Origin of the sequence: Burkholderia sp. COPS (genome assembly GCF_019425585.1) — a bacterium.
Classification (GTDB): domain Bacteria; phylum Pseudomonadota; class Gammaproteobacteria; order Burkholderiales; family Burkholderiaceae; genus Burkholderia; species Burkholderia cepacia.
In genome coordinates this window covers 42,637-68,263 of record NZ_WIXR01000060.1, presented here as the reverse complement: position 1 = coordinate 68,263, position 25,627 = coordinate 42,637, and the positions used below count along the sequence as shown (strand labels likewise).

At 66.7% G+C, this 25,627-nt stretch carries 23 protein-coding genes and 1 pseudogene; 14 read left to right on the top strand and 10 right to left on the bottom strand.

Features of this window, described 5'->3' with window-relative positions; all coding sequences use genetic code 11:
• Nucleotides 1-46: 46 nt before the first annotated feature.
• Nucleotides 47-2,083: a squalene--hopene cyclase gene (shc, locus tag FOZ70_RS34605; RefSeq protein ID WP_059555127.1), complete on the bottom strand. Its 2,037-nt coding sequence runs from the start codon at nucleotides 2,081-2,083 to the stop codon at nucleotides 47-49.
• Between the two features lie 52 nt (nucleotides 2,084-2,135).
• Between shc and FOZ70_RS34600 the strand changes: the two genes are divergently transcribed.
• The gene (locus tag FOZ70_RS34600) at nucleotides 2,136-2,837 is read left to right on the top strand and encodes a TetR/AcrR family transcriptional regulator (RefSeq protein WP_219707704.1); all 702 of its coding nucleotides are present in this window, start codon (nucleotides 2,136-2,138) and stop codon (nucleotides 2,835-2,837) included.
• A 51-nt stretch (nucleotides 2,838-2,888) separates the two neighbouring features.
• On the opposite strand, the gene FOZ70_RS38560 is transcribed toward FOZ70_RS34600, so the two are convergent.
• Entirely contained in the window at nucleotides 2,889-3,857 is a 969-nt protein-coding gene (locus FOZ70_RS38560; RefSeq protein ID WP_219707703.1) for a PDZ domain-containing protein, read from the bottom strand.
• A gap of 248 nt (nucleotides 3,858-4,105) precedes the next feature.
• Between FOZ70_RS38560 and FOZ70_RS34590 the strand changes: the two genes are divergently transcribed.
• From FOZ70_RS34590 to FOZ70_RS34575, 4 genes are all read left to right on the top strand, one after another.
• The gene (locus FOZ70_RS34590) at nucleotides 4,106-4,651 is read left to right on the top strand and encodes an ATP-binding protein (protein ID WP_219707724.1); all 546 of its coding nucleotides are present in this window, start codon (nucleotides 4,106-4,108) and stop codon (nucleotides 4,649-4,651) included.
• A gap of 198 nt (nucleotides 4,652-4,849) precedes the next feature.
• Entirely contained in the window at nucleotides 4,850-5,212 is a 363-nt protein-coding gene (locus FOZ70_RS34585; protein WP_346656429.1) for a VOC family protein, read from the top strand.
• 300 nt (nucleotides 5,213-5,512) lie between these two features.
• Complete coding sequence (locus FOZ70_RS34580; RefSeq protein ID WP_219707702.1) at nucleotides 5,513-7,078, top strand: methyl-accepting chemotaxis protein; 1,566 nt, start codon at nucleotides 5,513-5,515, stop codon at nucleotides 7,076-7,078.
• Nucleotides 7,079-7,561: 483 nt separating this feature from the next.
• Entirely contained in the window at nucleotides 7,562-8,092 is a 531-nt protein-coding gene (locus FOZ70_RS34575; RefSeq protein ID WP_021160217.1) for an OsmC family protein, read from the top strand.
• Nucleotides 8,093-8,551: 459 nt separating this feature from the next.
• Here the strand turns inward: FOZ70_RS34575 and FOZ70_RS34570 are convergent, their stop codons facing one another.
• Together FOZ70_RS34570 and FOZ70_RS34565 are read right to left on the bottom strand one after the other, a co-directional pair.
• Complete coding sequence (locus tag FOZ70_RS34570; RefSeq protein ID WP_059620409.1) at nucleotides 8,552-9,955, bottom strand: LLM class flavin-dependent oxidoreductase; 1,404 nt, start codon at nucleotides 9,953-9,955, stop codon at nucleotides 8,552-8,554.
• The gene (locus FOZ70_RS34565) at nucleotides 9,952-11,229 is read right to left on the bottom strand and encodes an acyl-CoA dehydrogenase family protein (RefSeq protein WP_219707701.1); all 1,278 of its coding nucleotides are present in this window, start codon (nucleotides 11,227-11,229) and stop codon (nucleotides 9,952-9,954) included. Before FOZ70_RS34565 ends, FOZ70_RS34570 begins: the two co-directional genes overlap by 4 nt.
• Before the next feature lie 293 nt (nucleotides 11,230-11,522).
• On the opposite strand from FOZ70_RS34565, the gene FOZ70_RS34560 reads away from it, so the two are divergent.
• A complete protein-coding gene (locus FOZ70_RS34560) occupies nucleotides 11,523-12,761 on the top strand; it encodes an SfnB family sulfur acquisition oxidoreductase (RefSeq protein WP_219707700.1) in 1,239 nt (412 codons plus the stop codon).
• 199 nt (nucleotides 12,762-12,960) lie between these two features.
• Entirely contained in the window at nucleotides 12,961-13,605 is a 645-nt protein-coding gene (locus tag FOZ70_RS34555; protein WP_059555115.1) for an HD domain-containing protein, read from the top strand.
• A gap of 186 nt (nucleotides 13,606-13,791) precedes the next feature.
• Here the strand turns inward: FOZ70_RS34555 and FOZ70_RS34550 are convergent, their stop codons facing one another.
• Nucleotides 13,792-14,772, bottom strand: a complete 981-nt coding sequence (locus tag FOZ70_RS34550; protein ID WP_059710095.1) for a WYL domain-containing protein — start codon at nucleotides 14,770-14,772, stop codon at nucleotides 13,792-13,794.
• 172 nt (nucleotides 14,773-14,944) lie between these two features.
• Between FOZ70_RS34550 and FOZ70_RS34545 the strand changes: the two genes are divergently transcribed.
• On the top strand, nucleotides 14,945-15,664 hold the full coding sequence (locus FOZ70_RS34545; protein ID WP_060228520.1) for a glutathione S-transferase family protein: 720 nt from the start codon (nucleotides 14,945-14,947) through the stop codon (nucleotides 15,662-15,664).
• 24 nt (nucleotides 15,665-15,688) lie between these two features.
• Here the strand turns inward: FOZ70_RS34545 and FOZ70_RS34540 are convergent.
• Nucleotides 15,689-16,012, bottom strand: a pseudogene (locus FOZ70_RS34540) (alpha/beta hydrolase); the annotation flags it as partial.
• Between the two features lie 151 nt (nucleotides 16,013-16,163).
• Here FOZ70_RS34540 and FOZ70_RS34535 point away from each other — a divergent pair.
• The 3 genes from FOZ70_RS34535 to FOZ70_RS34525 all read left to right on the top strand — a co-directional run bounded on the left by FOZ70_RS34535 (nucleotide 16,164) and on the right by FOZ70_RS34525 (nucleotide 19,028).
• Nucleotides 16,164-17,081 carry an acetoacetate decarboxylase family protein gene (locus FOZ70_RS34535; protein ID WP_219707699.1) on the top strand — a complete coding sequence of 306 codons (918 nt, stop codon included), beginning with the start codon at nucleotides 16,164-16,166 and terminating at the stop codon, nucleotides 17,079-17,081.
• Nucleotides 17,082-17,138: 57 nt separating this feature from the next.
• Nucleotides 17,139-18,383, top strand: coding sequence for a saccharopine dehydrogenase NADP-binding domain-containing protein (locus tag FOZ70_RS34530; protein WP_219707698.1), 1,245 nt, complete (start codon nucleotides 17,139-17,141; stop codon nucleotides 18,381-18,383).
• Nucleotides 18,384-18,518: 135 nt separating this feature from the next.
• Nucleotides 18,519-19,028: a MerR family transcriptional regulator gene (locus tag FOZ70_RS34525; RefSeq protein ID WP_219707697.1), complete on the top strand. Its 510-nt coding sequence runs from the start codon at nucleotides 18,519-18,521 to the stop codon at nucleotides 19,026-19,028.
• 3 nt (nucleotides 19,029-19,031) lie between these two features.
• On the opposite strand, the gene FOZ70_RS34520 is transcribed toward FOZ70_RS34525, so the two are convergent.
• Entirely contained in the window at nucleotides 19,032-19,763 is a 732-nt protein-coding gene (locus FOZ70_RS34520) for a TetR/AcrR family transcriptional regulator (RefSeq protein WP_258025809.1), read from the bottom strand.
• Nucleotides 19,764-19,808: 45 nt separating this feature from the next.
• Between FOZ70_RS34520 and FOZ70_RS34515 the strand changes: the two genes are divergently transcribed.
• On the top strand, nucleotides 19,809-21,284 hold the full coding sequence (locus FOZ70_RS34515) for a coniferyl aldehyde dehydrogenase (protein ID WP_060228512.1): 1,476 nt from the start codon (nucleotides 19,809-19,811) through the stop codon (nucleotides 21,282-21,284).
• Between the two features lie 20 nt (nucleotides 21,285-21,304).
• Here the strand turns inward: FOZ70_RS34515 and FOZ70_RS34510 are convergent, their stop codons facing one another.
• Complete coding sequence (locus FOZ70_RS34510) at nucleotides 21,305-22,183, bottom strand: LysR substrate-binding domain-containing protein (RefSeq protein WP_219707696.1); 879 nt, start codon at nucleotides 22,181-22,183, stop codon at nucleotides 21,305-21,307.
• 132 nt (nucleotides 22,184-22,315) lie between these two features.
• Here FOZ70_RS34510 and FOZ70_RS34505 point away from each other — a divergent pair, with 132 nt between their 5' ends.
• Nucleotides 22,316-22,948, top strand: coding sequence for an NAD(P)H-dependent oxidoreductase (locus FOZ70_RS34505; RefSeq protein WP_219707695.1), 633 nt, complete (start codon nucleotides 22,316-22,318; stop codon nucleotides 22,946-22,948).
• Nucleotides 22,949-23,033: 85 nt separating this feature from the next.
• Here FOZ70_RS34505 and FOZ70_RS34500 read toward each other — a convergent pair whose 3' ends face one another.
• Complete coding sequence (locus FOZ70_RS34500; RefSeq protein ID WP_059555102.1) at nucleotides 23,034-23,651, bottom strand: LysE family transporter; 618 nt, start codon at nucleotides 23,649-23,651, stop codon at nucleotides 23,034-23,036.
• Nucleotides 23,652-23,718: 67 nt separating this feature from the next.
• Between FOZ70_RS34500 and FOZ70_RS34495 the strand changes: the two genes are divergently transcribed.
• Nucleotides 23,719-24,642 (top strand): LysR family transcriptional regulator, encoded by a 924-nt coding sequence (locus FOZ70_RS34495; protein WP_111998464.1) that lies wholly within the window; start codon nucleotides 23,719-23,721, stop codon nucleotides 24,640-24,642.
• A gap of 364 nt (nucleotides 24,643-25,006) precedes the next feature.
• On the opposite strand, the gene FOZ70_RS34490 is transcribed toward FOZ70_RS34495, so the two are convergent.
• Nucleotides 25,007-25,615 (bottom strand): short chain dehydrogenase, encoded by a 609-nt coding sequence (locus tag FOZ70_RS34490; RefSeq protein ID WP_219707694.1) that lies wholly within the window; start codon nucleotides 25,613-25,615, stop codon nucleotides 25,007-25,009.
• Nucleotides 25,616-25,627 lie beyond the last annotated feature (12 nt).

Sequence of the window (25,627 nt, the reverse complement as noted above, 5' to 3'; positions counted from 1 at the left end):
ACAGCGAGCGCGCCGGGTGCCGTCGGGCACCGCGGCGCGCGATCGTTCAGGCGACGGCCGTGTCGGCCGCATCGACCGCCGCGGGCGCAGCCGCAGCCGCGCCTGCCAGCCGCCGATAACGCGCGAGCGCCCACAGCGGGAAGTACGCGGTATAGCCGTGATACTTCAGGTAGAAGATGCGCGGGAAGCCGGGTGCGTTGTGCGAACGATGCCACCAGAAACCGTCTTCCTGCTGCACCGACTGCAGATACGCGATGCCGCGCTTCACCGAATCGGATTCGCAGTCGCCGAACGCCATCTGCGCGAGCAGCGCCCATGCGGTGAAGTTCGACGTGCTCTCGCCGCCATTGGTGCCGCCCAGCTTCGGGTCGATATAGCTGTCGTTCGTCTCGCCCCAGCCGCCATCCGCATGCTGCCTTGAACGCAGCCATTCGATCGCGCGTGCGATATACGGCTGCGACTTGTCCTCGCCGGCGAGCGCGAGGCCGGCCAGCACGCTCCACGTACCGTAGATGTAGTTCGTGCCCCAGCGGCCCCACCAGCTGCCGTCGGGCTGCTGCGTGCGCTTCACGTATTCGATGCAGCGCGCGAGCGACGCGCGCTCGTCCGCGCGTTTCGTCACGCCGAAGCACAGCAGCACGCGGCCCGACACGTCCTCGGTCGGCGGATCGAGCAGGGCGCCGTGATCGGCGAACGGGATCGCGTTCAGGTACATGCGGTCGCAGTCGGCGTCGAACGCCGCGAAACCGCCGTTGCGCGATTGCAGCCCGCGCATCCAGTCGAGCGCGCGCGCGACGCGCGTTGCATACGGATTCGTGCCGTCCGCGTTGCGATGCGTGCGGCCGCGGCGATCGAGCATCGCGGTGACGACCGCGGTGTCGTCGATGTCGGGGTAGTACGGGTTCGCGTACTGGAACGCCCATCCGCCCGGCTGGACGTCGGCCGGCGCGTTCTCGATCCAGTCGCCGCGCAGGTCGTTCACCTGGCGTTCGGCCAGCCAGTCGTACGCGCGCGCGATGCGTGCGTCGAGTGCGCGCCGCGCGTCGTCCGGCTCGCCGTCTTCCGGCACCGCCACGCCGCGCGCCTGCTCGAGCGCCATCGTGCTCCACGCGGTATCCCACACCGGCGACAGGCACGGCTGGCAATACATGCTGCCGTCCGGCCGCGTGACCAGCAGCTTTTCCAGCGCGTTCTCGCAATCGCGCCGCAGCGGATGATCGTCCGGGTAGCCGAGCACCTGCATCATCTGGTAGCTGTACACGATCGGCGGGAAGATCCCGCCGAGCCCGTCCTCGCCGTTCATGCGCTCCGCGCACCACGCTTCGGCGTGGCGGATCGCGCGCTGCCGCAGGCCCTTCGGCATCAGCGGCTCGACATGGCGCACCGTGCGGTCGAGCGCGAGGAACAGCTTGCGCATGCCGCGCGCGGGCGGGAAGTACCGGCGTTCTTCATCCGGCGGCGTGACGAACAGCTCGCGGATCGAGACGTTGCGCGGATTGCGGGCGCGCGCCTTCAGCGAGCACAGCACGAGCAGCGGCACCATCGTCGTGCGCGCCCAGTACGCGACCTTGTACATCGAGATCGGCACCCACTTCGGGAACAGCACGAATTCGATCGGCATGAACGGCGCCGCGCGCCACGGCACCTGGCCGAACGTCGCGAGCAGGATGCGCGTGAACACGTTCGAGCGTGCCGCGCCGCCGAGCTTCAGGATCGCGTCGCGCGCGCGGACCATGTGCGGCGCGTGCTCGCTGTCGCCGGCCGCCTTCAGCGCGAAGTACGCCTTCACGCTGCACGACACGTCCGGATCGCCGTCGACGTACAGTGCCCAGCCGCCGTGCGTGTCGAGCCGCTGGTTCGCGCGCAGGTAGCGCGCCATCCGCTCCTGGCGGAGGTCGTCGATCTTGTCCATGAAATGCATCATCAGGATGTATTCCGCGGTGATCGTCGCGTCGGATTCGAGTTCGAAACACCAGCTGCCGTCAGGCTGCTGGAGACGCACGAGGGCGTCGCGTCCACGGGCGATGGCGGTGTCGAGCGCGGACCAGGGGGAGAGGGTGGATTGAGTCATGCGGCGGATCATACCATCCAGCCGGAATGTTTATATCGAGACGCCCGGTGCTAACATCCGCACCATGAAAAAGCACCTCGAACCCGCGCCGCACGATGTGGCCGAGCCTGTCGAACCGGCTGCCGTGGCCGGTGCGCGGGCGCCTGAAGCATCGTCGGCGCCGGCCGTCGCCACCGCCGGCGTGCGTCGGAAAAAAGCACCGGACCAGGTGCGCGCGCAGCTGCTGGCGGCCGCATCGGAAATCGCGACACATCATGGCGTGGCCGCATTGACGCTCGATGCGGTGGCCGAGCGCGCCGGCGTGACGAAGGGCGCGTTGCAGTATCACTTCGCGAACAAGCAGGGTCTGCTGGATGCGCTGTTCGGTCAGGCGACCGGGCGGTTCGCCGCGCAGATGGCCGAGCGGGTGGCGGCGGATGCCGGCGGCGCCGGTGCGGCGGCGCGGGCCTACATGCACGCGGTGCTCGACGAGTCGCAGCCGGTCGCGAGTACCGATGTGCTGCGCGTGCTCGTCGCGTCGATGATTACCGACCAGGACACGCGCGAACGATGGTCGGTGCCGATGCGGGAATGGACGCGCCCCGACCCGGTGCCGCTCGAGCAGGCCGCGACGCTGATGATCTGCCGGCTCGCCGCCGACGGGCTATGGATCTCGCAGTTGCTCGACAGCGTCGAGATCTCCGCAGAATTGCGCGCGGAGATCGAGCGGCAGCTCGACGCGATGAGCCGTGGCGAGTTTTCGAAGGGGCGCGACGGGGCCGCGTGACGCGTGCGCCGCGGCGTCAGGCCGCGTTCGCGCACCGGTCCGGCGGCGCGCTCAGAACTGCGCCTGCAGCGTGACCGCCCTGGCATCGCGCCAGACGGTCAGCGGCACCACGGTGCCCTTGGCGGTCGCATGCACGGCGTCGGCCAGGTCGGCCATCGTCTTGAGCGGGCGATCGCCGAACCGGATCAGCACGTCGTAGTTCTTCAGGCCGGCGCGATCGGCGACGGTGCCGGGCAGTACACCGAGGATCTGCATCGCGCTGCTGGGGACCTTCATCCCCTCCTGTATCCCTTCGTCCAGCTCGACAAAATGCACGCCGAAGCCCATCGGACGGTCCTTCAGCTCCTCCGGCACCAGACGGCGGTCGTTCGGAATGCTGGTGAGAAAGCGCGACAGGTACGCGGACGGAATCCGGATCCTGAAGACCTTGCCGACCGGGTCGTAGTCCGAGAGGCTGAGCACGAGGTCGGTCCCGCTGATCTCGTAGGTCTTCAGGTAGAGGCGGTCCAGCATGACGAAGACGCCGCCGTTGACGGGCCAGGCCTTGGCGCCATCGGCTGACGTGTTCCAGTATGGGGTGTCGGCGTAGCCGCCGCCGTTCAGCGTCGGAATCACGACCGGAATCTTCGGCTGCCGGTAGTGGGTGCCGTATGCCCCGTAATCGCGCACGGTATTGAAATTCCATTTCTGCGTCGTATGGAACGCGACGGCCAGCCCCAGTACCGAATCGACGCCTTGCGGAGACTGGACGAGCGTCAATTGCGCGTCGACGATGCCTTGGTCCGCCGACAAGCCCGAATCGCTGATGGTCAATACGGGGGAATCGTAGCGGGTGTAATCGGGGAAACGCTCGGACAGCCACGTATAGACGGGCGGCGCGGTCTTTTCCTGCGCCAGTGCCGCTTGCGCGGCCAATAACGACATTGCCAGCAGGCCGGCAAATACAAAACTACGTTTCATTTCGGAATGCCCTCTTTTTGGTTTTCTGTTATCTGAATGGAGGTGGCGCGGAGTCGCCACGGAATTCCCCGTTCATTTTCCGGCAAGCGTATCAGTTTTAAGCCCGCCGGTTGAAGTATGCCGCTTCGAATCCGCTTGCTCGCGATCGGGCAGTTGGTTATTCTGATGCGCATGACCCATTCGCAAACCCGTTCGATTATTCGCGCCGCAATGTTGACGGCGGGATAACGATCGACTGAATGGATATCGTCACAACCCGCCCGGAAGGCGGGTTTTTGCTTTCTGGGCATGCGATGGCGAGCCTGGAAATGCAGATAGCGGAGTCACTCCACGCAACCGCATCGAACGATGCCGTGTTGCTCCACATGGTATGCGGCAAGATCGCTTCCGGAAAATCGACGCTCGTCGCGCGGCTCGCGAGCGCCGGGCCGGTCGTTGCGATCAGCGAAGACGCGTGGCTCGCCCATCTTCATCCGGGCGAGATTCTGTCGATCGACGACTACGTCCGGTGTGCGAGGCGCGTCGGCGTCGTGATTGCCGATCATGCCCGTGCGGTGCTGCGGGCCGGCGTGTCGGTGGTGCTGGATGTGCCGTTCAACACCGTCGCCGCGCGCGCATGGGGGCTCGCCGTTGCGCAGGCCGCCGGCTGCGGCCATCGGCTGCATTACCTCGACGTTACCGATGCGGTCTGCAAGTTGCGGCTGCGCGCGCGCAACGCGCGAGGCGATCATCCGTTCCAGGCATCGGACGCCGAGTTCGACAGGATGACGCGGTACTTCGTCGCGCCGACGGCGACGGAAGGGTTGAACATCGTGGCTTATGACGAAGCAGGCGTCGTCAGGCCGGGTTCGTAAGGGAGGCCCGTCGATCGTCCACAGAGACGGGCGCGAAACCGCTCATCGTCGATTGAACCCAGGGCGTTCCGGCCGGCGGCGGCGTGCCCTTTGCAGCGCGTCGGAGCCGGAGGAGAATACCCGCGGAAATCTCTTCGGAGGCGGCCCGACATGGCCCGATTCCAGCCCGACGGATGGCATACCGTCACGCCCCGCATCGTGGTGCCGGATCCGGAACACCTGATCGAATTCATGCGATCGGTGTTTCACGCCCAGGGCGCGTTCCGACCCGGGTTGCCCGCGGAAATCCGGATCGGCGATTCCGTCGTGATGATCAGCGGCGAAGACGGCCTGCGCGATCCGATGCCCGCGTTTCTGTACGTCTATGTCGAGGATGCCGACCTGACTTATCGGCGAGCGCTCGCGGCACACGCGATTCCGCTCGAAGCGCCGGCCGACATGCCGTATGGCGACAGGCGGGCTATGGTGAAAGACCGCTGGGGAAATACATGGCAGATCGCGACGCATCAGCGCGATCTCCCGGTTGACGAGATCCGGTCACGGCTGGCCGGCGGCGGTTAGATACCTGTCGGGCGCGTCGAGCGATTCGCGTGCCTCGTGTTTCTCGTGTTCCGCCCGACGCTCGCGAAAAGCGACCCACGCAATCGTTAGTACTGCTTGGCGCACGCGTCGAGCGCATCTTTTCGCTTCCTTTGTCGCAATCGTCAAGATTCGCGTCGCGTGCGGATAAAACCTCCCCGTTCCACCCGCCGTTAACCCGTTCGCAGCCCATGCGCCGCGTGTTGCGACGCGGCGCGCGTCTTTCGTGATCCGGAATCCACATCCGCCGCTGGCCGCGCCCGGCCGGCGCAAGGGAACGTCATGCGAAAACAACTCACTATCCGTGGTGGTCTCGTCGCGACCATCGCGGGTTATACCGTGCTGCTCGTGCTGGTGGTCGGCGCATGCATCGCGGCCCTCTATATGGGCAACGGTTCGCTCGAGGCGATGTACCGCGACGACACCGCGTCGCTGCTGCACCTGAAGACCAGCTCCGAGCGCATGCTGGTGCTGCGCGAACGGATGAGCGACGTCGCGCAGGTCATCAGCGCCGGCCGGTCGGCGAAGGAGGAGGTCGCGAAAGTCCACGCGCTCCTCAAGCAGAGCAACGACGAACTGGATGCCTACGCGCGCCTGCACGCGCGCAGCGCCGACGAACAGGCGCTGTTCGACACGCTGCAGAATCGCCGTCGGGCCCTGCTCGACGGCGTGTTCCTGAAGGCGCTCGCGCAACTCGACGGCGACGACGCGTTCGGCTTCCTCGACACGCAACGCACCGCGCCGCCGGCCCTGTTCACCGCGTACCAGGAGGCGATCGATGCGCTCGAATCGTTCCAGGTTGCGCGAGAAAAGGCGCGCTACGAGGCGGCCGGTGTCCTTTTCCACCGGATCGTGTGGGGGATGGTCGCGGTCGCGGTGCTCGCGCTCGTCGTCGGCTTCGTGGCGCAGCGCGTGCTCGCGAAGGCGATCATCGAGCCGATCAGGCTCGCGGTCGGTCAGTTCGAAAAGATCTCGAAGGGCGACCTGACCGGCACGGTCGTCGTGCCCGGCGAGAACGAGATGGCGTATCTGCTGCATGCGCTGAAGCGGATGCAGGACGGCCTCGTCGACACCGTGAACCAGGTGCGCACGAGTACGGAGACGATCGTCGGCGACGTCCGCACGATCGCGAGCGGCAACGTCGACTTGTCGACGCGTACCGAGCAGCAGGCCGTTTCGCTGCAGCAGGCGGCGGCGAGCGTCGAGCAGCTGACGGCGGCCGTGCGTCAGAACGCGGACAACGCGCGCGATGCCCGCACCTATGTCGAGGGCGCGGCGGGCATCGCGTCGCGCGGCGGCGACGCGATGCAGCGCGTCGTCGAGACGATGTCGGCGATTTCGCACAGTTCCGCGAAGATCTCCGGGATCGTCGGCGTGATCGAGAGCATCGCGTTTCAGACCAACATCCTCGCATTGAACGCCGCCGTCGAAGCCGCGCGCGCGGGCGAGCAAGGGCGCGGCTTCGCGGTCGTCGCGACCGAGGTGCGCGGGCTCGCGCAGCGCTGTGCGTCGGCGGCGAAGGAAATCCGCGAGCTGATCGGCCATTCCGCGCAGCGCGTCGAGGACGGCAGCGGTCTCGTCGCACTGGCCGGCTCGGCGATGGCCGAGCTCGTCGCCGCGGTCGAGCGCGTCAATACGATCATGAGCGACACCAGCCACGCGTTCGAAGAGCAATCGTCGGGCATCGAACAGGTGAACGCCGCGGTCATCCAGATGGAGCAGGCGATGCAGCGCAATGCCGCGCTGGTCGAGGAGGCCGCGGCCGCCGCGCTGTCGCTCGACGAACAAGGCGCGCGGCTGAGCGCGGCGGTCGCGCAGTTCCGTCTGCGTGACGACGCGCTCGCGTGATGCCTCGACGCGGGCGACGGGCACCGGATCGTCGGGCCGCGATCGCGGCAGGACACGGTGCGGACGTCGTCGAAGCAGCACGCTTCTGGTGCGGACATCCTGACTGCCGATATTGACGCAACCGATGAACCGGCACGATGAGGAACCGGATCCAGGCGAGCGTCGAACCCGATGCGGCGTTGTTCTCGTTCAGTGCCCGCGATGCGGCGACGGCGGCGCGGCGACGCCTGTCGGCAAGGGCGGCAGCGCGATTGCCGCCAGGTTCTCCACAGGGTTATGCACGGAAATTGTGGATAAGTCGGCGGCCGGTGCATAACTGCCGACGCGTTCCTGAACGCGGAGGTTGCAATGTGACATCGCGCGGCGCGAATTGCTTTGCTGGAAAGATCGTTTAGTGGTCGAAGCGGATCGGAATAGCATGACGACTCCCCTCAACCGGCCGTCGCATGCGAGGCCGATGATTGCGACCGTACCGGCCCGACCATGACGACACTGAACGACTATCTCGAACAGAAGCGCGACGCCTGGCTCGCGAAAAAGGATGCCGCGCGCAACGATCCGGAATTCAAGGCGACGCCGCTGAAAGCGACCGTGCGTGCACTGGGCCGCAGCGGCGTGCGCGAGATCCGCATTCGCGATTTCCAGGTGATCAGCGACAGTCCGCCCGACTTTGCGGGCTACAACCTCGGGCCGGCGTCGCCGGAGCTGCAGCTCGGCGTGCTCGGCAGTTGCCTGACGCACATCACGCTGATCCAGGCCGCGGAGCGCGGCCTGAAGATCGACTCGATCGAAGTCGAGGTGACCGGCGACCAGCATCCTCTCGCGCAGCAGCCGGGCTTCGAGCATGTGCCGGTGTTTCCGCACAACCTCCGCTACACGCTCGATATCGTGTCGCCCGAACCGCCGGAGACGATTCGTGCACTGCATCAGGCGGTCGAGGCCGTGTGCCCGATCTTCAACCTGTTGACGCTGCCGCAGACGATCGACGGCGAATTGCGGCATACGCACGGTTGATGTGCGTCGGTGCACCGGCGCGTCGCGGCATTGCATGGGGCCGCGACGTGAGCGGGCACGCTCGATCTCCCGCGCACCCGGTTGGGGCGCCGATACGACGGCGATGCTTGCCGCACGTGCGTGACACTGCGGATGCGTTGCCCTGGCGTTGAACGTGTGCCGGATCGGGGTCGGGAGATGCCGGCGACGAATCGGTGATGAATCAGCCCGGAATCAGATCGCGCGAATGTTCGTCCGCTGGAAAACGCGCGCTTTCATCAGTGCGCGCGTCGTCGTTACCGCGATATCTGCATTGCTGTCGATGCGCGAGTGCGCAGCCGGAACGCGCGGCGGAGCCGCAGCGCGCTTCTTCGAGCGAGGAGGAGAGCAGCAATCGGGCGAGGTGTCGGGCGAGCGGCCCGACGCACCGGTTGCTGCCTGTCGTGAAGCCGGCCGACCAGCTGCCGCAATGCCGTCCGCTCAGGCCGCTACCCGCTCGGCATCGCGCTTGACCTGCTCGATGTCGCGGAACTGCGCGGCCGGATGTTCGTCCGGCAGCCGCGCCGACCCGCCGAACAGTTTCTCGCGCAGCGTGCCCGGCGCATAGCCGGTCGGGTACACGCCGCGCCGCTGCAGTTCGGGTACGAGATGACGCACGACGTCCTCGAAGGTTTCGTGCGCGACCGCATACGCGAGGTTGAAGCCGTCCACGTCCGTCGCGGCGACCCATTCCTGCAGGATGTCCGCGACCGTCGCCGCCGAGCCGACGAACACCGGACCCAGGCCGCCGATGCCGCCCCAGGCCGCGAGTTCCTCGATCGTCCAGGCGGTGTCGCCGCCCGACAGGTGCTCGACCGCCGACACGATCGCATTCGTCTCGACGCGCCGGACGGGATCGTTCGGCGCGTACTGGCCGAAGTCGATGCCGGTCCAGCCCGACATGAATACCAGCGAGCCGTCGTACGACACGTACTTGCGATATTCGTCGAACTTGGCCTGCGCCTTCTCGTCGGTTTCATCGACGATCACGGTGACGAGGTTGTAGATCAATACCTTGCTCGCGTCGCGCCCCGCGGCGGCGGCCTGCGCGCGCACGTCGGCCACGTAGCGCGCGAGCTGCGCGCGGGTCGGCGCGGCGACGAACACGCATTCGGCATGCTGCGCGGCGAACGCCTTGCCGGGGCCGGACGCGCCGGCCTGGAACAGCACCGGCGTGCGTTGCGGCGACGGTTCGCACAGGTGGTAGCCGGGCACGTCGAAGAAGCGGCCCTTGTGGCCGATCTCGTGCACCTTCTCCGGATGCGTGAACACGCGGCCGTCGCGGTCGCGAACTACCGCGCCGTCTTCCCAGCTCCCTTCGAACAGCTTGTACAGCACCTCGACGTATTCGGCCGCAACCGCATAACGATCGTCGTGCGTGCGCAGGCCGTGATCGCCGACGTTCTTCGCGCCGCTTTCGAGGTAGGACGTGACGATGTTCCACGCGAGCCGGCCCTTCGTGTGATGATCGGCGGTCGACAGCCGGCGCGCGAACGTGTACGGGTGTTCGAACGTCGTCGACGCGGTGATGCCGATGCCGAGATGCTCGGTCGCCATCGCGATCGGCGCGGCGAGCTGCAGCGGATCGTTGACCGGGATCTGCGCGGCCTGGTGCAGCGCGTGGTAGTTGCTGCCCTTGTAGACGTCGTAATAGCCGATCACGTCCGCGATGAAGATCGCGTCGAAGATCCCGCGCTCGAGCACGCGGGCGAGGTCGGTCCAGTAGTCGAGATCCTTGTACTGCCACGACCGGTCGCGCGGATGGGCCCACAGCCCGGGCGACTGGTGGCCGACGCAGTTCATCTCGAACGCGTTGAAGCGGATGGTCTTGCCGGTCTTGCTCATTGCGCGGCTCCGGTTTCTGCTTGCGTGTCCGCGCCCGCGCCCGCGCCCGTGCCGTTGCCGACCTGCCAGACGAACGGCGGCGTGCGCCCGTTGATGACCCAGTCGCCGACGATCCGCGCCTTGTAGACGAGCGGATTGTGTGACGACACGGTGCGCGCGTTGCGCCAGTGGCGGTCGAGCGCCGTCGTGCTGCGGGTGGCGGACGCCCCGAGCGCGTCGAACAGGTGCGTCGCCGCACGCAATACGAGTTCCGACACGACGAGCTGGCTCTGCGCGGATTCGATCTCGGCCGCGACGTTCGCATCGTGCTCGGCCGCCGCATCGCCGCCGAAGTGCGCTTCGTAGGCCCGTTGCAGCGGCTGCGCGGCGCGCTGCGCGAGCGCGTCGGCCGCGTAGGCCCACGACGCGATCTCGCCGACCACCTGCTGCAGCTGCGCGTCGTCGCCTGCACGCAGTGCGTTGCCGTGGCTGTACACGCGGGTGCGGTGGCGCACCAGCTCGCCGGCGTCGCGCACGATCGCGTGGCCGATGCCGGCCAGCGTCGCGATGTGGAAGAGCTGGTAGAACGCAGTCTGGTACTTGAAGCGTCGCGCGAAGTCGATCACGTCCCGTGCGTCGACCGTCGCGTCCTCGAAGCGCGTGGTGCCGCTGCCGGTCGTCGTCTGGCCGAAGCCGTCCCAGTCGTCTTCGCGGATCACGCCGGGTTGCGCGGTCGCGACGGCGACGATCACGTCGCTGCCGTCGCTCGCGCGTTGCGCGAACACGTCGATCCAGTCGGCAAACAGGCTGCCGGTGCTGTAGAACTTCCGGCCGTTCAGCACGAGCCGGCCGTTCTTTTCCGACACCTTCGTGATGGTCTGGCCGAGCGACACGTCGGCGGTCTCGGTCCACGCATTGCCGACGAGCTGGCCGCTCGCGAAGCGGTCGAACCACGTCTGTCGATCGGCGCCGGGCGGCGCGTTCAGCCAGTCCTCGACGAACGCGAAGTGCCCGCGCAAGGCCTGCGGCAGATTGGAATCGGCGGCGGCGAGCTCGGTCAGCAACTGGAACAGCTGCGGCAGCGATGCGCCGGCGCCGCCGTCGCGCACCGGCAGCCGGACGGCGCCGAAGCCGGCGGCCTTCAGCCAGCCGATTGCCTCGTGCGGCAGTTCGCGGCGGCGTTCGCGTTCCGCGGTGCCGGCCGCGATGCGTTCGAAGATCGGCCTGAAGCGGCTGGCAAGCGCGTCATAGTCGGTGCCGGTGGAAAGTTCGGTTGCGGCGGGAGATGAAGTCATGCGGTGGTCCTTGAAAGGCGGGGGCCGTCGATGCCGGCAGGCCAGTATAGGAAGCACGATGCGCACGATCCAATAACGGATTCGTACATCCTTATCGCTGCCGGGCATTACGCGGGCGACGCGCCGTGGCATCGATGCCGGGGCGTCGATGTCGCTGCTGATGCGCGGCTTTTTGCGCGCGGCGTGCCGCATCGTTTGTCGTTCGAAGGAATATCGTTGTGCGAATCGCTCGGTTTGCCGGCGCTCGGTGCACTGCTAGATTGAACGTTTCCGTCAACCAGCAGGAGAGCCCGATGTCAGAGACGAGCGCCACGATCCAGGAACGACCGGCCGATACGCAACCGCAGGCGGCCAGCGTGATCGCCGACGACGCACAGGCCATCGCGGCCGCGCATGCGCTTGCGCAACGGCTTGCGCAAGGCGCGGCCGAGCGCGACCGCGAGCGCCGGTTACCGCGCGACGAGATCGAATGGTTCTCGCAGTCGGGGCTGTGGGCCATCACCGTGCCGAAGGCTTATGGCGGTGCGGGCGTCTCGCATGTGACGCTGACGGAGGTGGTGAAGATCGTCGCCGCGGCCGATCCGTCGCTCGGGCAGTTGCCGCAGAATCATTTCGGGCTGGTCGACGTGATCGCGCTGACCGGTACCGACGCGCAGAAGCGCCTGTTCTTCTCCGAAGTGCTGAGCGGGAAGCGGTTCGGCAACGGTTTTTCGGAGAAGGGCACGAAACACGTGCTCGACCTGAAGACGCGCGTGCGCCGGGACGGCGACGATTACGTCGTCGACGGCACCAAGTTCTATTCGACCGGGGCGCTGTTCGCGCATTACGTGCCGGTGCTCGGCCTCGACGACGAGCGCCGCGCGTGGCTCGCATACATCCGCCAGCCGGCGCCGGGGCTGACCGTGATCGACGACTGGTCGGGATTCGGGCAGCGGACCACCGCGAGCGGCACGGTCGTGCTCGACAACGTGCGCGTGCCTGCGTCTCACGTGCTGCCGGCGCAACGCGTGTCGGACCTGCCGACGCTGAACGGCCCGCTGTCGCAGATCATCCAGGCCGCGATCGACGCGGGCATCGCCCGGGCCGCGCTCGACGATACGCTGGCGTTCGTGCGCACACGCACGCGGCCGTGGGTCGACAGCGGCGTCGAGCGTGCGGTGGACGATCCGTTGACGATCCGCGAGATCGGCCATCTGCACATTCAGCTGCATGCGGCGGAGGCGTTGCTCGAGCGCGCGGCGCGCACGCTCGACGAGATCGCGGCGCGCGGCGACGTGACCGAGGACGACGTCGCGCGCGCGTCGGTGGCGGTGGGCGAGGCAAAGGTGCTGACGACGGAGATCGCGCTGCTCGCGGGCGAGAAGCTGTTCGAACTGGCCGGCACGCGGGCGACGCTTTCCGAGCACAACCTCGACCGGCACTGGCGCAATGCACGCACGCATACGCTGCACGATCCGGTGCGCTGGAAATATCACCTCGTCGGCAACTACTACCTGAACGGCGTGCGCCCGGCGCGCCATGCGTGGAATTGAATCCGTTGCGATCGTGGCTTTTCGCCCGGCGATGACCGAGTGAACCGCCGCGGTCTGATGCATTCGCACGATCGTGCGGCGAACCCGGCACTGCGTTCGAAGCGCAGTCGCCGGGGTCAAGGGCGGATCGGGCTGCCGATCGTGTGCCGTGCGGCACTTGCGGCGATAATCGGCATCCCGACCTCGACTGCCGCCCCTCATGACCCTCCCTGCGTTCACACCCTTTCAGGATCTGGCCAAGGCCCTGCTGGCTCACTGGAGCGGCGCCGACGGCGACGGTTCCCACGACACTTCGCATCTGCAACGCGTATGGAAGAACGCGGCCGCGATCCACGCGAAGGAGGGCGGCGATGCCGAGGTGCTGTTCGCCGCGACATTGCTGCACGACTGCGTGGCGGTGGAGAAGGATTCTCCGCTTCGCGCGCAGGCATCGCGGCTGTCGGCGCAAAAGGCCCGGCAGGTGCTGAAGTCGCTGGATTGGCCTGACGCGAAGATCGACGCCGTTGCTCACGCGGTCGAGGCGCACAGTTTCTCGGCCTGTATCGCGCCGACGACGCTCGAAGCAAAGGTGTTGCAGGACGCCGACCGGCTCGATGCGATCGGGATGGTAGGCGTCGCGCGGTGCTTTTATGTCGCGGGCCGGATGGGCAGCGCGCTGTACGACCCGGCCGATCCACACGCATCGGAACGGGAACTCGACGACACGCGTTTCGCGATCGATCACTTCCGCACGAAACTGCTGAGGCTTTCAACTGGTTTCCAGACCGTCACCGGTACCCGGATGGCGATCGTTCGTCGCGACCGGTTGCAGCGCTTTCTCGACGAGTTCGCCGACGAGATCTGATTTCGTCGACGAAGCCTTCGGATGAGCAGTTGGCCGGAATCGGGAATGACGATTCATTTCATTTCATTGTGCGAACGATTTCACGATGAAACCCTTCCGCTACCGTTGGGATCCGATATGCATCGAAGAACGATCGGCGACTCTTCCGCATCGCGCAACGGCTGCCCTGCAATCGAAGCCCATGCTTCAATCGCCCCCCGCCTGATAAAGCGCTTTCACCTGCGATAGCGCGTCGATGAACTGATCCTTGAGCGCCTGCGGCCCCAGGATTTTCACGTGTGCGCCGTACCCCAGTAGCGTCCGCGCGCCGTGCTCGATCGATTCGATCGGCATCAGATACTCCTTCCATCCCGGCGGTACCTCCGCACTGCCCGCATGCTGCAAGACCGGCGCGGTCCTGATTCGCGCGTTGGCGAGCCAGGTTTCGCCGCGCGGCGACACCGCGACATGGGCGGTCAGCCGATGGAGATCGGTTTCGTACCGGGTCATCGCGTCGCGCCAGTGCGTCGCCAGATCGAATCGCGCCGGGCGCCTGAAGCGGCGGCGCGATGCATGGAGTTCGAGGATGTTCGCGAGCCGGAACGTGAGTGCGCCGGGCTTGCCGACCATCCTGGCAATCAGGTACCAGGCGCCGCCCTTGAGCACGAGGCCGAGCGGCTCGAGCGCGCGGCGTGACGTGCCGCGCCAGCTCTGGTACTTCACGTCGATACGGTACGAACCCCACACCGCATCGGCGACTTCGCGCAGGAATGCCGGTGTTTCCTGCGCCCGGTACCAATCCACGGTGTCGACGTGCAGCCGGCTGGCGACACGATCGGCGTGCTCGCGCGAACCGGGCGGCAGGCTGGCCATCATCTTCAGCCGGGCGGAGGCCGCCAGGCCGTCGAGTCCCAGTTCTCGCGCGGGCCCGGGCAGGCCCGCCAGAATCAGCGCGTGCGCCTCGTGGTCGGTGAGCCCCGTGAGGTCGGTGCGCCAGCCTTCGCTCAACTGAAAGCCGCCGTTGCGGCCGCGATCGCCCCAGATCGGCACGCCGGCCGTGGAAAGCTGGTCGATATCGCGCAGGATCGTGCGCTCGGACACTTCCAGTGCGGCGGCCAGCGCCGGTGCCGTCATCCGGCCGCGCGCTTGCAGCATCATCATGATCGACAACAGGCGGCTTGCTTTCATGAGCGCACGTTACCTCGAATACCTGACATGAGGTGTCATGTTATCGGACTTATGCTGTGTCGTATTCCCGATCCGCTTGATCGACACCGGGTTCCGGCTTGGACGCGAGCATGCGGGTACCGCCGCCCGGTGTTTGACGCGGGTAGCGCCTGACCTCACTGGAGTGCGAACCATGAAGATAATTTCCGGGCCGCTGAGCATGTTTGGAGCGAAGGTCGAGATTGCGGCACACGAGAAGGGCATCGACTTCGAGCTGGTGATGGCGCCCTTCAGCCAGCGTCGCGGCTACGACCCCAAACATCCGGATGTCGTGCGCATCAACCCGAAGCGCCAGGTGCCGGTGCTGATCGACGGCGATCTGGAACTCTTCGATTCCACGCAGATCTTCGAGTACTTCGAGGATCTGAAGCCCGCTCCCGCGCTGTGGCCGGCGCATCCGGCGGCGCGCGCGATCGCGCGCCAGCTCGAACACGGCAGCGACGAAATCTACTTTCCGCACGTCGTCCGGCTGATGGGGCTGGAAGCGACGCCGGACGATCCGGCCGCGCGGGCCGCGCGTGACGAAGCGGCCCGATACTATCGGCGCATGGAGCGCGAGCTGGCGGATCGCGAGTGTCTGGCCGGCGCGTATTCGTACGCCGACATCGCGTTCTACATGGCGCAGTTGTTCGGTGCGCGCAAGGGCGCACCGATGACGGACGAAACGCCGCGCCTGCTCGCGTGGCGTGAGCGGATGACCGCACGTCCCGCCGTGCGCAAGGTCGCCGGCGCGATGGCCGGGTATCTCGCCTCGATCGGAGAAGCGGTTCCCGATTTTCTTCGCGGGCACGACTCGCTGCCGTCGGGAGCGGACAGGCGCGGGGAGACGGCCTTCGGCGACGATTGCCGCTGAAGGCCGCGTCTGCGCTTTCCGTGTTCAGCCGCGGATGAGCGCGAGCAGGTCGGCGTTGGACGTGGGCATGCCGTGCGGGAAGCCCTGGTGCGTCTTCAGCGTGCCGCGCCTCGCCAGCTTCGCCGACAGGAGACCGGAATCGGCATACGGGACGATCGGGTCGTCGTCGCCATGCATCGCGAGAACGGGAATCGTGGTGCTTTTCAGGTCTTCGGTGAAATCGGTCTGCGAGAACGCGACGATGCCGTCGTAGTGGGCCTTCGTGCTGCCCATCATGCCCTGCCGCCACCCGTTCTGGATGACGCCTTGCGACGGTCTGGCGCCGTTGCGGTTGTAGCCGTGGAACGGGGCGATTGTCCCGACGCGATCCGACGTGCCCCTCTATTTCGGTCCTTGACCTTAAAGTCGACTTCAATCCTAGAGTGCTTGCTGACGGCGGTGAGTCAGCAGGCTTCGGGTGTTGCCTGCCACGGTCGATCATCGACGAGAGGCGACGAACATGGACAGGCGGTTGACACAGGTCGAATTCGGGCCGCATACGGTCGACGTGCCCGAAGGCGGGTACTACGACCGGTTCCGGATGAATCCCGACCTCGACGAGGTGGCGCGCGATCCCGCCGCGGGGAACATCGATTTTTTCCGTCGGATTCCGAAGCGTCAGGTTGCTTCGCGGGTCGGCCCGACCTGGGCGCCGAATTTCTACTACCGTTCCAGCAGCATCCAGCTGCTGTTCCTTGCGCCGCTCGAACGCCTGCGGACCACGCTGCCGGTGCCGCTCGAACCGCTGCGTGCGTTGCCCGGGTACGGGCTGGTCGCGCTGACCTTCTTCTCGTATTCGGTGTGCGACAACGATCCGTATGACGAAGTGTCCGTCGCGGTGGTCATCCGCCGGCCCGGCGCGACAGGGTCGCACGCGCGCGAGCTGATCGATTCGATGCGGCGCCGGAGCTTCTTCGCGCACGTGCTCGCGCTGCCGGTCACCACGGAAATCGCGCGAGTGCGCGGCGTGCACGGTTATCAGTTGCCGAAGTGGCTCGCCGACATCGACGTGGACCTCGGCGCCACCGCCCGCGCCCGCATCGCCGGCCCGGGCGGCCGGCCGGACCTGAGCCTGAGCGCGCCGCTGCCGGAACTGACCCACGTCGCATCGCAGTCGCACATGGGCTCGACGACGATGATCAATCGCATCGACGGCGAATGGCACCAGACATCGGTGCAGACGAATGCGCTATCGTTCGCCCAGCGCCTGTTGCCGCGCAACGTCGAGCTCGTGCGGCACGGCGGCCCGTTGAGCCAGCTGCTCGACGGGCTGGGCGCGTCCACCATCCTGCGTCTCGACGTGGTGAAGGACGCGCAACTGGTCCTGAACCTGCCGACCCGGTTGAAGGCCTTCGATGCACCCGGAGAGCAACGCTGACGCCACGTCCGTTCGCGGCACCCCCGCGTCGAAGCAATCACCCATGAGGAGCCGCCGATGACCCAGCCGACCCACGATCTCGTCGTATTTGGCGCCACCAGTTTCGTCGGGCAGATCCTGGCCCGCTACCTGTCCGAGTACCTGTCGGGCTCCGGCGAGACGCTGCGCTGGGCCATCGCCGGCCGCTCCGAAGCGAAACTCAGGCAGGTCAGGGATACGCTGGGTGCGGCGGGGCAGTCGGTGCCGATCATCGTTGCCGATGCGGCCGACGAAGCGCAGCTTCGAGCGCTCTGCGCGCAGACGCGCGTGGTCGTGTCCACCGTCGGCCCCTATGCGCTTTACGGGGAGCCGCTGGTCAGGGTCTGCGCGGAAACCGGCACCGACTACTGCGACCTCACCGGCGAAACGCAGTGGATCAAACGGATGATCGACAAGTACGAACCGGCGGCGCGGCAATCCGGCGCGCGCATCGTCCATTGCTGCGGCTTCGATTCGGTGCCGTCGGACATGGGCGTGTTCTTCCTGCAGCAGCAGGCGCGGCAGCGGTGGGGCGTGCCGGCCGCGCAGGTGAAGATGCGCGTCAGGACGCTGAAGGGCGGCGCGTCGGGCGGCACGGTGGCGAGCGTGATCAACGTCGTCCGCGAAGCGGCCGCCGATCCCGCGTTGCGCAGGGAGCTGCTCGATCCTTATTCGCTGTGCCCGAAGGGGCACGGCTTCACGGTACGCCAGCATGCGGTGCGGTCCGCGGCGTTCGATCGCGACTTCGACGCATGGATCGCGCCATTCGTGATGGCGGCGATCAACGAGCGTGTCGTGCACCGCTCCAATGCGCTGGCCGGCAACGCATACGGCAGCCGCTTCACCTACGACGAAGCGGTGATCACCGGCACGGGCCTCAAGGGCCGCCTGACGGCGATGACGATGGTGGCCGGCCTCGGCGCGTTCATGGTCGGTGTCCTCATCAAACCGGTGCGCGGCCTGATGGAGCGTTTTCTGCTGCCGAAGCCCGGCGAGGGGCCGAGTGCGGCCGCCCAGCTGGCCGGCCGCTACGATTTGCGTTTCTTCGGTCGCGCCGACGACGGGCGGACCTTGCGCGTGAAAGTCACCGGCGACCGCGATCCGGGTTATGGCTCTACCGGCAAGATGCTCGGCCAGGCCGCGATCGGTCTCGCACTGGATTACAACGGAGACGGCGTCAAGACCGGCCGCGGCGGCGGCTTCTGGACGCCCGCGACGATGTTCGACGAGCGCTACATCGAACGCCTGGTTCGCCACGCGGGGCTGCGTTTCGACGTGATTTGATCGTGCGCGCCGTCGGCGCTGCGACAGGAAGCCGATAAAGATCGGATAGCGAATCAATTTCAGGAGACAACCTGCAGCCCCGACGGGACGGATGGCCGGATGGCCGGATGCGATCCGGCGAAGGAGTATCGGAACATGAAGATCGGGGAACTGGCGGAACGCACCGGCCTCACTCCTTCGCGCATCCGCTTCTACGAGCGCATCGGTCTGTTGACGCTCGTCGCGCGCGAAGCGAACGGCTATCGCTCCTATCCGCAGGAAGCGGTGACGGTGCTCGACCTGATTACGGCCGCGCAGAAGGCGGATTTCAGCCTCGACGAGATTCGCACGCTGATTCCGGCCGGCCTCGCGCAGTGGCCATGCGATGCGTTGCTGGACGCGCTGCACCGCAAGGTGCGGGACATCGAGGCACTGGAGGCGCGGCTGGCGCGCAGCAAGGCGCAGGTCTTGTCGCTGATCGCCGAAATCGCGGCGAAACCGGCGTCGGTCGATTGTGCGACCCATGCGAAACGATTGCTGTCGCGGGTCCCGCCGGGGAATGCGGCGGAGGGCGGCGAGGCCGCCGCCGGATTGTCGGATGGCAGTACACATACCGATGGCTTCGATACGCTGCCGAGGCAAACCATAACCTTTAAGCAAAGTTGAAGGTCAAGACCCTTTCGCTTTTGCTTTTGCTTTTGTTTTCGTCTTCGCTTCCCGCGCAGGGCTGGCGGGCAGTACGAGTCCGTCCAGCAAGGTTGTCAGCGCATCTTCGATCGCGTGATCGCCGACCTTTTCGCGCACCAGCCGCCTGTCGATCGCCAGCATCGTCAGGCCATGCAGATGCGCCCAGCAGGCGGTCGCCTGGCCGAGCGCCGGGCGCGCGCGGATCGTGCCGGCGCGCTGGCCGTGTTCCAGAATGTCGACGACCAGCAGAAAAGGCGCCTGCACGCGTGGATCGAGATGGATGTCCGAGGGCTCCCCGGCATCCGCGGCAAACATCAGTCGATAGAGATCCGGGTTGCGCTGCCCGAATGCGAGATGGGCATACGCGAGCGCCAGCAGCACGTCCGGTGCGCTCGCCGCGGGATCGATGGACGCGGCGAGCTCGTCGCGCAGGCGATCGAAGCCGATCAGTGCGAGCTCATGCAGCAACGCGGCCTTGTCCGGGAAATGCCGGTACGGCGCGGAGTGGCTGACGTTCGCGCGCCGCGCGATTTCGCGCAGCGTGAACTGCCAGCCCTGCTGCTCCTGCAGCGTGTCGAGCGCCGTTTCTATGATCGCGCGACGCAGATCCCCGTGGTGATAAGTCTTTTGCCCGGCGTCCGCATCCTCATCCGACGACATCGTATTGCTCCTATGTTGACAGGGAAAACATTGTGGGCCTATGATCCGCCGCATGCAAGTTGACAGTGTCTACATCCACGCAACCTCGTGAGGTGCACCATGGCCGTTTCCGCAGAATCCATCTCGAGCTTCGACCCGGCGGTGCTGCTGGCCCGTCAGCGCAACGCGTTCGTCAGCGAGGGGCCGCCGACCTTGCAGCAGCGCAAGGCCAGGCTCGCGCGGTTGCGCGCCGTGGTGCTCGCGTATCGCCGCGAAGTGGAGGAGGCGATCAGCGCCGATTTCGGGAATCGCTCGCGGCACGAGACTGCGATCATGGAACTGGTCGGCGTGATCCAGGCGATCGACTACCTGACGCGCAACCTGCGCCGCTTCACGAAGCCGCAGCGCCGGCACGTCGGAATTCTCTATCGGGCCGGGCAGGCTCACGTGGAGTACCAGCCGCTCGGCGTGATCGGCGTGATGGCGCCGTGGAATTACCCGTTCTCGCTCACCTTCATTCCGCTGGCGACCGCGCTGGCCGCGGGCAATCGCGCGATGCTCAAGCCGTCGGAACTGACGCCGCGCACCAGCGAGGTGATGCGCCGGATGCTCGCGGAGACCTTCCCGAGCGAAGAAGTCGCGGTTGTGCTCGGCGGCCCGGAAGTCGGTGCGGCCTTCAGCGGCCTGCCGTTCGACCATCTGCTGTTTACCGGCAGCACGCAGGTGGGCCGCAAGGTCATGAAGGCGGCCAGCGAGAACCTGGTGCCGGTGACGCTCGAACTCGGCGGCAAGAGCCCGGCGATCGTCGCGCGGGGGCATGTCGATGGCCGGACGATGTCGAGCATCGTGTTCGGCAAGCTGTCGAATGGCGGACAGACCTGCGTGGCGCCCGACTATGCGCTGGTGCATGAAGACGACCTGGACGCGTTCGTCACGCAATACGATGCGGCCGTCGCGCGCTTCTATCCGGACGGGCCGACGAGCCCGGATTACACGTCGATCGTCAGCGACCGGCATTACGACCGGCTGAAGGGGCTCGTCGACGAGGCGCGCGGCAAGGGTGCGCGCGTGATCGAGGCGGGCGTGAGCCCGCAGCAGGCGGCGACCCGCAAGCGGACGCTCGCGCCCACGCTGATCGTCGGCGCCGGCGACGATACGGCCGTCATGCAGGAAGAAATCTTCGGGCCGATCCTGGCGGTGCGCACGTATCGCACGATCGACGAAGTCGTCGACTACGTGAATGCGCGTCCGCGTCCGCTCGTGCTGTATTACTTCGGTGCCCAGGACGGCGACTGCGAGTCGCTGCTCAAGCGCACCACGTCGGGCAATGTCGGCATCAACAACACGCTCCTGCATGTCGCGCAGGAAGACCTGCCGTTCGGCGGCGTCGGTCCGAGCGGGATGGGCGCGTATCACGGCATCGAGGGATTCCGCGCGATGAGCCACGCGAAGGGCGTGTTCGTGCAGGGGCGCTGGAACCTGCCGAGCCTGCTGCGCGCGCCGTTCGGCAAGCTCGCGGATCTCTCGCTGGCGGCGTTACTGGGGCGCAGCCGGGAACCGGTGGGCGTGCGCGCGGGATTGAGCGCCAAGCGCTGAACGGCGCCGCACGATGCCTGCTAGGGTGTAGTGCGCTTGCCCGCTCCCGTGCGAACGGCGGCTTCGTTGAAGATCGTCGCCGCGAATTCGACCGCGGCCGGCATCCGCGCGTCATGCATCAGCACGAATTCGACTTCCGGCAGTTCCGGCAAGCCGTCGGCCACGCCGAGCTCCCGGAGCGTGCCGTCGATCGCGCTGCGCGGCACCGGCGCGATGGCGATGCCGGCGCGCACGCATGTCCGGATACCGCTGACGCTCGGGCTTTCGCACGCGATCCGGTAGCGCAGGTCGGCCAGCGCGAGCGCCTTGAGGGCGGCGCCCCGGTACGGGCAAGGATCGGGGAAGCACGCGAGCGGCACCTCGCCTTCCGGCAACCGCTCGTGGCGCGCAAATGCCCAGACGAGCGGCTCTTGCCACAACGTCGCGCCCTGATCCGTGTGCGTGCACCGGCTGCCGATCACGAGATCGAATTCGCCGCTGGCATGCCGCCGAAACAGGCTGTCGCCGATGTCGACCGTCAGGTCCAGCCGCAAGCCGCGCCGCGTGGCCGAGTGGCGGCGCATCACGTCCGGCAGCCAGCCTTCCGCGAAATCCTCCGATGCGCCGATGCGCAGCCGGGTATCGGCTGCGTCGCCGGCTCCCAGCCGCGCCCTCGCTTCCCCGCTCAGATTGAGCATCGCGCGCGCGTAACCGAGCAGCGTCTGGCCATGCGCGGTGAGCGTGACGCTGCGCGTATTGCGCACGAGCAGCGCCTGGCCGACCTGTTCTTCGAGACGAACGATCTGGGCGCTGACCGCGGACTGGCTGAGATTCAGCCTGCGACCGGCGCCGGTGAAACTCCGCACGTCGGCGACGGCGACGAACGTCTGAAGCAGCGCCGTGTCGAGAGGATTCTCCATTGATCACAAATCCGGGTTAATTCAATCAATTAATATCGTTTCCAAATTATAAGCGGGCTCGATACGCTGCGAACCGTAGTGGGCGACCGCGCATCCGGCGCGTCGCCGTCACTCCTGGCAAGGACCGGCTCCATGACGTGCGTGCTCTATATCGAAGGCTCACCCAACAAGGCATATTCCGCATCCATCGACGTGTGCAATGCGTTTCTCGACGCGTACCGGCACGCGCACCCCGATCATGAAATACGGAAGCTCGACGTGTGGGATCTGGCGATGCCCGAATTCGACGAAGACGCGCTGGCCGCGAAATATGCGGGGCTGAGCGGCACCGCGTTGACACCGTCGCAGGCGGCGGCATGGCAGCGGATCGAGCAGCTCGCAGCGCCGTTCCACGCAGCGGACAAGTTCCTGTTCGGCGTGCCGCTGTGGAACTTCAGTATTCCGTACAAGCTCAAGCACCTGATCGACGCGATCTCGCAGAAGGACGTGCTGTTCACGTTCGACGACGCGGGTTTCACGGGCAAGCTGGCCGGGAAAAAGGCGGCCGTGGTCTATGCGCGCGGGCTCGGTTATCAGTCGCCGGGTTCGTTTACGCCGGCCGCCGAGTTCGATCTTCAGCGCCCGTACATGGAAACCTGGCTCAGGTTCGTGGGCGTGACGGACGTCACGGGCATCGTCGTCGAGCGTACGTTGTTCGGTTCCGACGGAAAGGTCGATCGCAGCCGCGCGATCGACGAAGCCCGATCGATCGCGCGCGGGTTCTGACGCTGCCGCGCAGCGTATCCGGTGCGTCGGTGCGTGGGCGGTGTGCACCCGGCGCTTGTGTCGGCGTGCGGCGTGGACGCCCGGATCAGCGCCCGCCGCGCGCGATGGCGAGCGCGACGCCGAAGCCGACGAGCAGGCATCCGAAGGTGCGGTCAATCCAGTGCCGCAGCGACAGCAGGCGATCGCGGACGGCCGTCGCGGAGAAGCACACGGCCACCAGACTGAACCAGCCGGCGTGCGCCAGCGCGATGAATGCACCGTAGCCGATCTGCACGATCAGCGGTGTGTCGGGCCGCACGGCCTGCATGAACAGGCTGACGATGAACACCGTGGTCTTGGGGTTCAGCGCATTGGTCAGGAAGCCGGTGCGCAGCGCGGCCAGGTCCGACAGCGGTGCGGCCGGCGCGTCGGTCTGCCCGCTGCCGGCCTTCGCCATGAGCATCTTCACGCCGAGGTAGACCAGGTAGATCGCGCCGATCAGCTTGACGGCATTGAAGAGCCACAACGATTGCCGGATCAGCAGGCCGACGCCCAGCAGCGTGTAGCTCACGTGAACCGTCACGCCCAGCCCGATACCCAGCGCGGTGAGCACGCCCGAGCGGCGCGACAGCATCAGGCTGTTGCGCGTGACCATCGCGAAGTCCGGGCCCGGGCTGATCACGGCCAGCAGCGTGATGGTGACTACGACTATCAGTTCGGTCATCGTCCTGTCCTTGCGATTGATGGTTTGATGGCGCAATCTTATGGGTCATGTTTCATCCGGAATAGCGATGATTTCTGACCAGAATGGTGAGTTGGATTCACAACCGATGCGCGCGAACCTGCCTTCGCTGATGGCGCTGCGTTGCTTCGAGGCGGCGGCACGTCACGAAAATTTCAGCCGTGCCGCCGACGAGCTGTGCCTGACCCACGGCGCGGTCAGCCGCGCGGTGCGGCTGCTCGAGGACGACCTGGGCGTGGCGCTGTTCCAGCGGCGCAGCCGGCGCGTGTTCCTGACCGACGCGGGCCGCAAGCTGGCGCAGGCGGTTCACGACGGTCTGGGGCTGATGCGTCACGCCGCGCAGGAATTGCGCACCGAGGCCGCCCGGGCGCGGCGCTGGGTCCTGTCGTGCGAGCCGACGCTGCTGATGCGCTGGCTGATTCCGCGCTGGCCGGATTTTCAGGCGCGACATGCGGGCGTCGACGTTCACCTGGCGGCCGCGGGTGGCCCGTTTTCATTCGACAGCGGCATCGACATGGCGATTCGACGCAACGACTTTGCGTGGCCGGCGGGTTACCACGCGGAGCGTCTGTTCGCGGAGCGGGTGGGGCCGGTGTGCCGGCCGGACAAGGTCGATGCATGGTTTTCCGCTCGTCGCGGTGGTCGCTCGTTGAAGACGGACGTTCCGCAGTTGCACACGCGGACACGGCCGGACGCGTGGAAGGAATGGGCGGTTGCCGCGCATCAGCCGGCCGTGCGCGGGCGCGGGCAGGTGTTCGACCATTTCTACTTCAGCCTGCAGGCGGCGGTTGCGGGGCTGGGTGTCGCCATCGGCCCGTGGCATCTCGTTCGCGACGATATCGAAAGCGGTGTGCTGGTCGCGCCGATGGGGTTCGTCGAGGATGGTTCGCACTACTGCCTGTTGACGCCGGAGCCGGTGGTGGCAGGCCGTGCGCAGGCGGATGTGCTTGCGTGGTTGAGGGCGGTGGCCTGATCGGCGCGCGGATGCTGTCGACGGGCTGTTGACGATGAGCGGCGTGCTGACGGCCGGCTCGGCCAGCGCGATCGGGCGACCGTAGTCGCAGTCGCTACGGTCGGGCGTCCGGCGCGAACGTCCTTCCCGTCACGTCCACGATGAATTCGATTGCCGCGCGAATCGTCGGCGCATGTCTGAGGTCGGCATGCACGACCAGCCAGAGATCCGTTCGGGCGGCAGACGGCGCGACGTTCGTTCACGGGATGGCGCGGGCGTTGATCGTTTCGGTTCTGTTGCTGGTGGCCGGTGCGGTGATGGCGTGGCGGAATCTGGGGCAGGCAGGGGCGCGAGGAATTCGGGCTCGCGGGGCGAGCCCTCAACGTCAATGACCGACCCGATAGACGCGACCGCTATGCACGCCTTCCACGCTGCGTCGATAGGCCATGGCCACACGTGACGCCGGCACGCTCTCGCAGCCGGGAAAGAACGGACCGAACCGATCCATGGATTCCGTCAGCACCGTCGGGCTCACGACGTTGATCCGGATGCCGCGCGGAAAATCGCACGCGGCCCCGCGCACGAATCCTTCAATCCCGGCATTCGATGCGGCGGCATGGGCGCCTTGCGCAATCGGATCGTCGACCGCGATGCCCGAGGTCAGCGTGATCGACCCGCCGTCGACCAGATAGTGCTGGCCCACCAGTGCGACACGCACCTGGCTCAGCAGCTTGTCCTGCAATCCCCGGTGGAAATCGGCCGCCGTCATCTTCTCGATCGGGGCAAGGATGACATTGCCCGCGGCGGCGACGATTGCGTCGACTTGCCCGATCTTCTCGAACAGCGCACTCACGCTCTCGTCACGGGTGATGTCGACCTGATGGTCGCCGGAAGTGCGACCCACGCGAACGACTTCGTGTCTCCCGTCACGCGCAAGCTCATCTGCCACGGCACGACCGACGTCTCCGCCGGCGCCGATTACAACGATCTTCATGGAACCACTCCT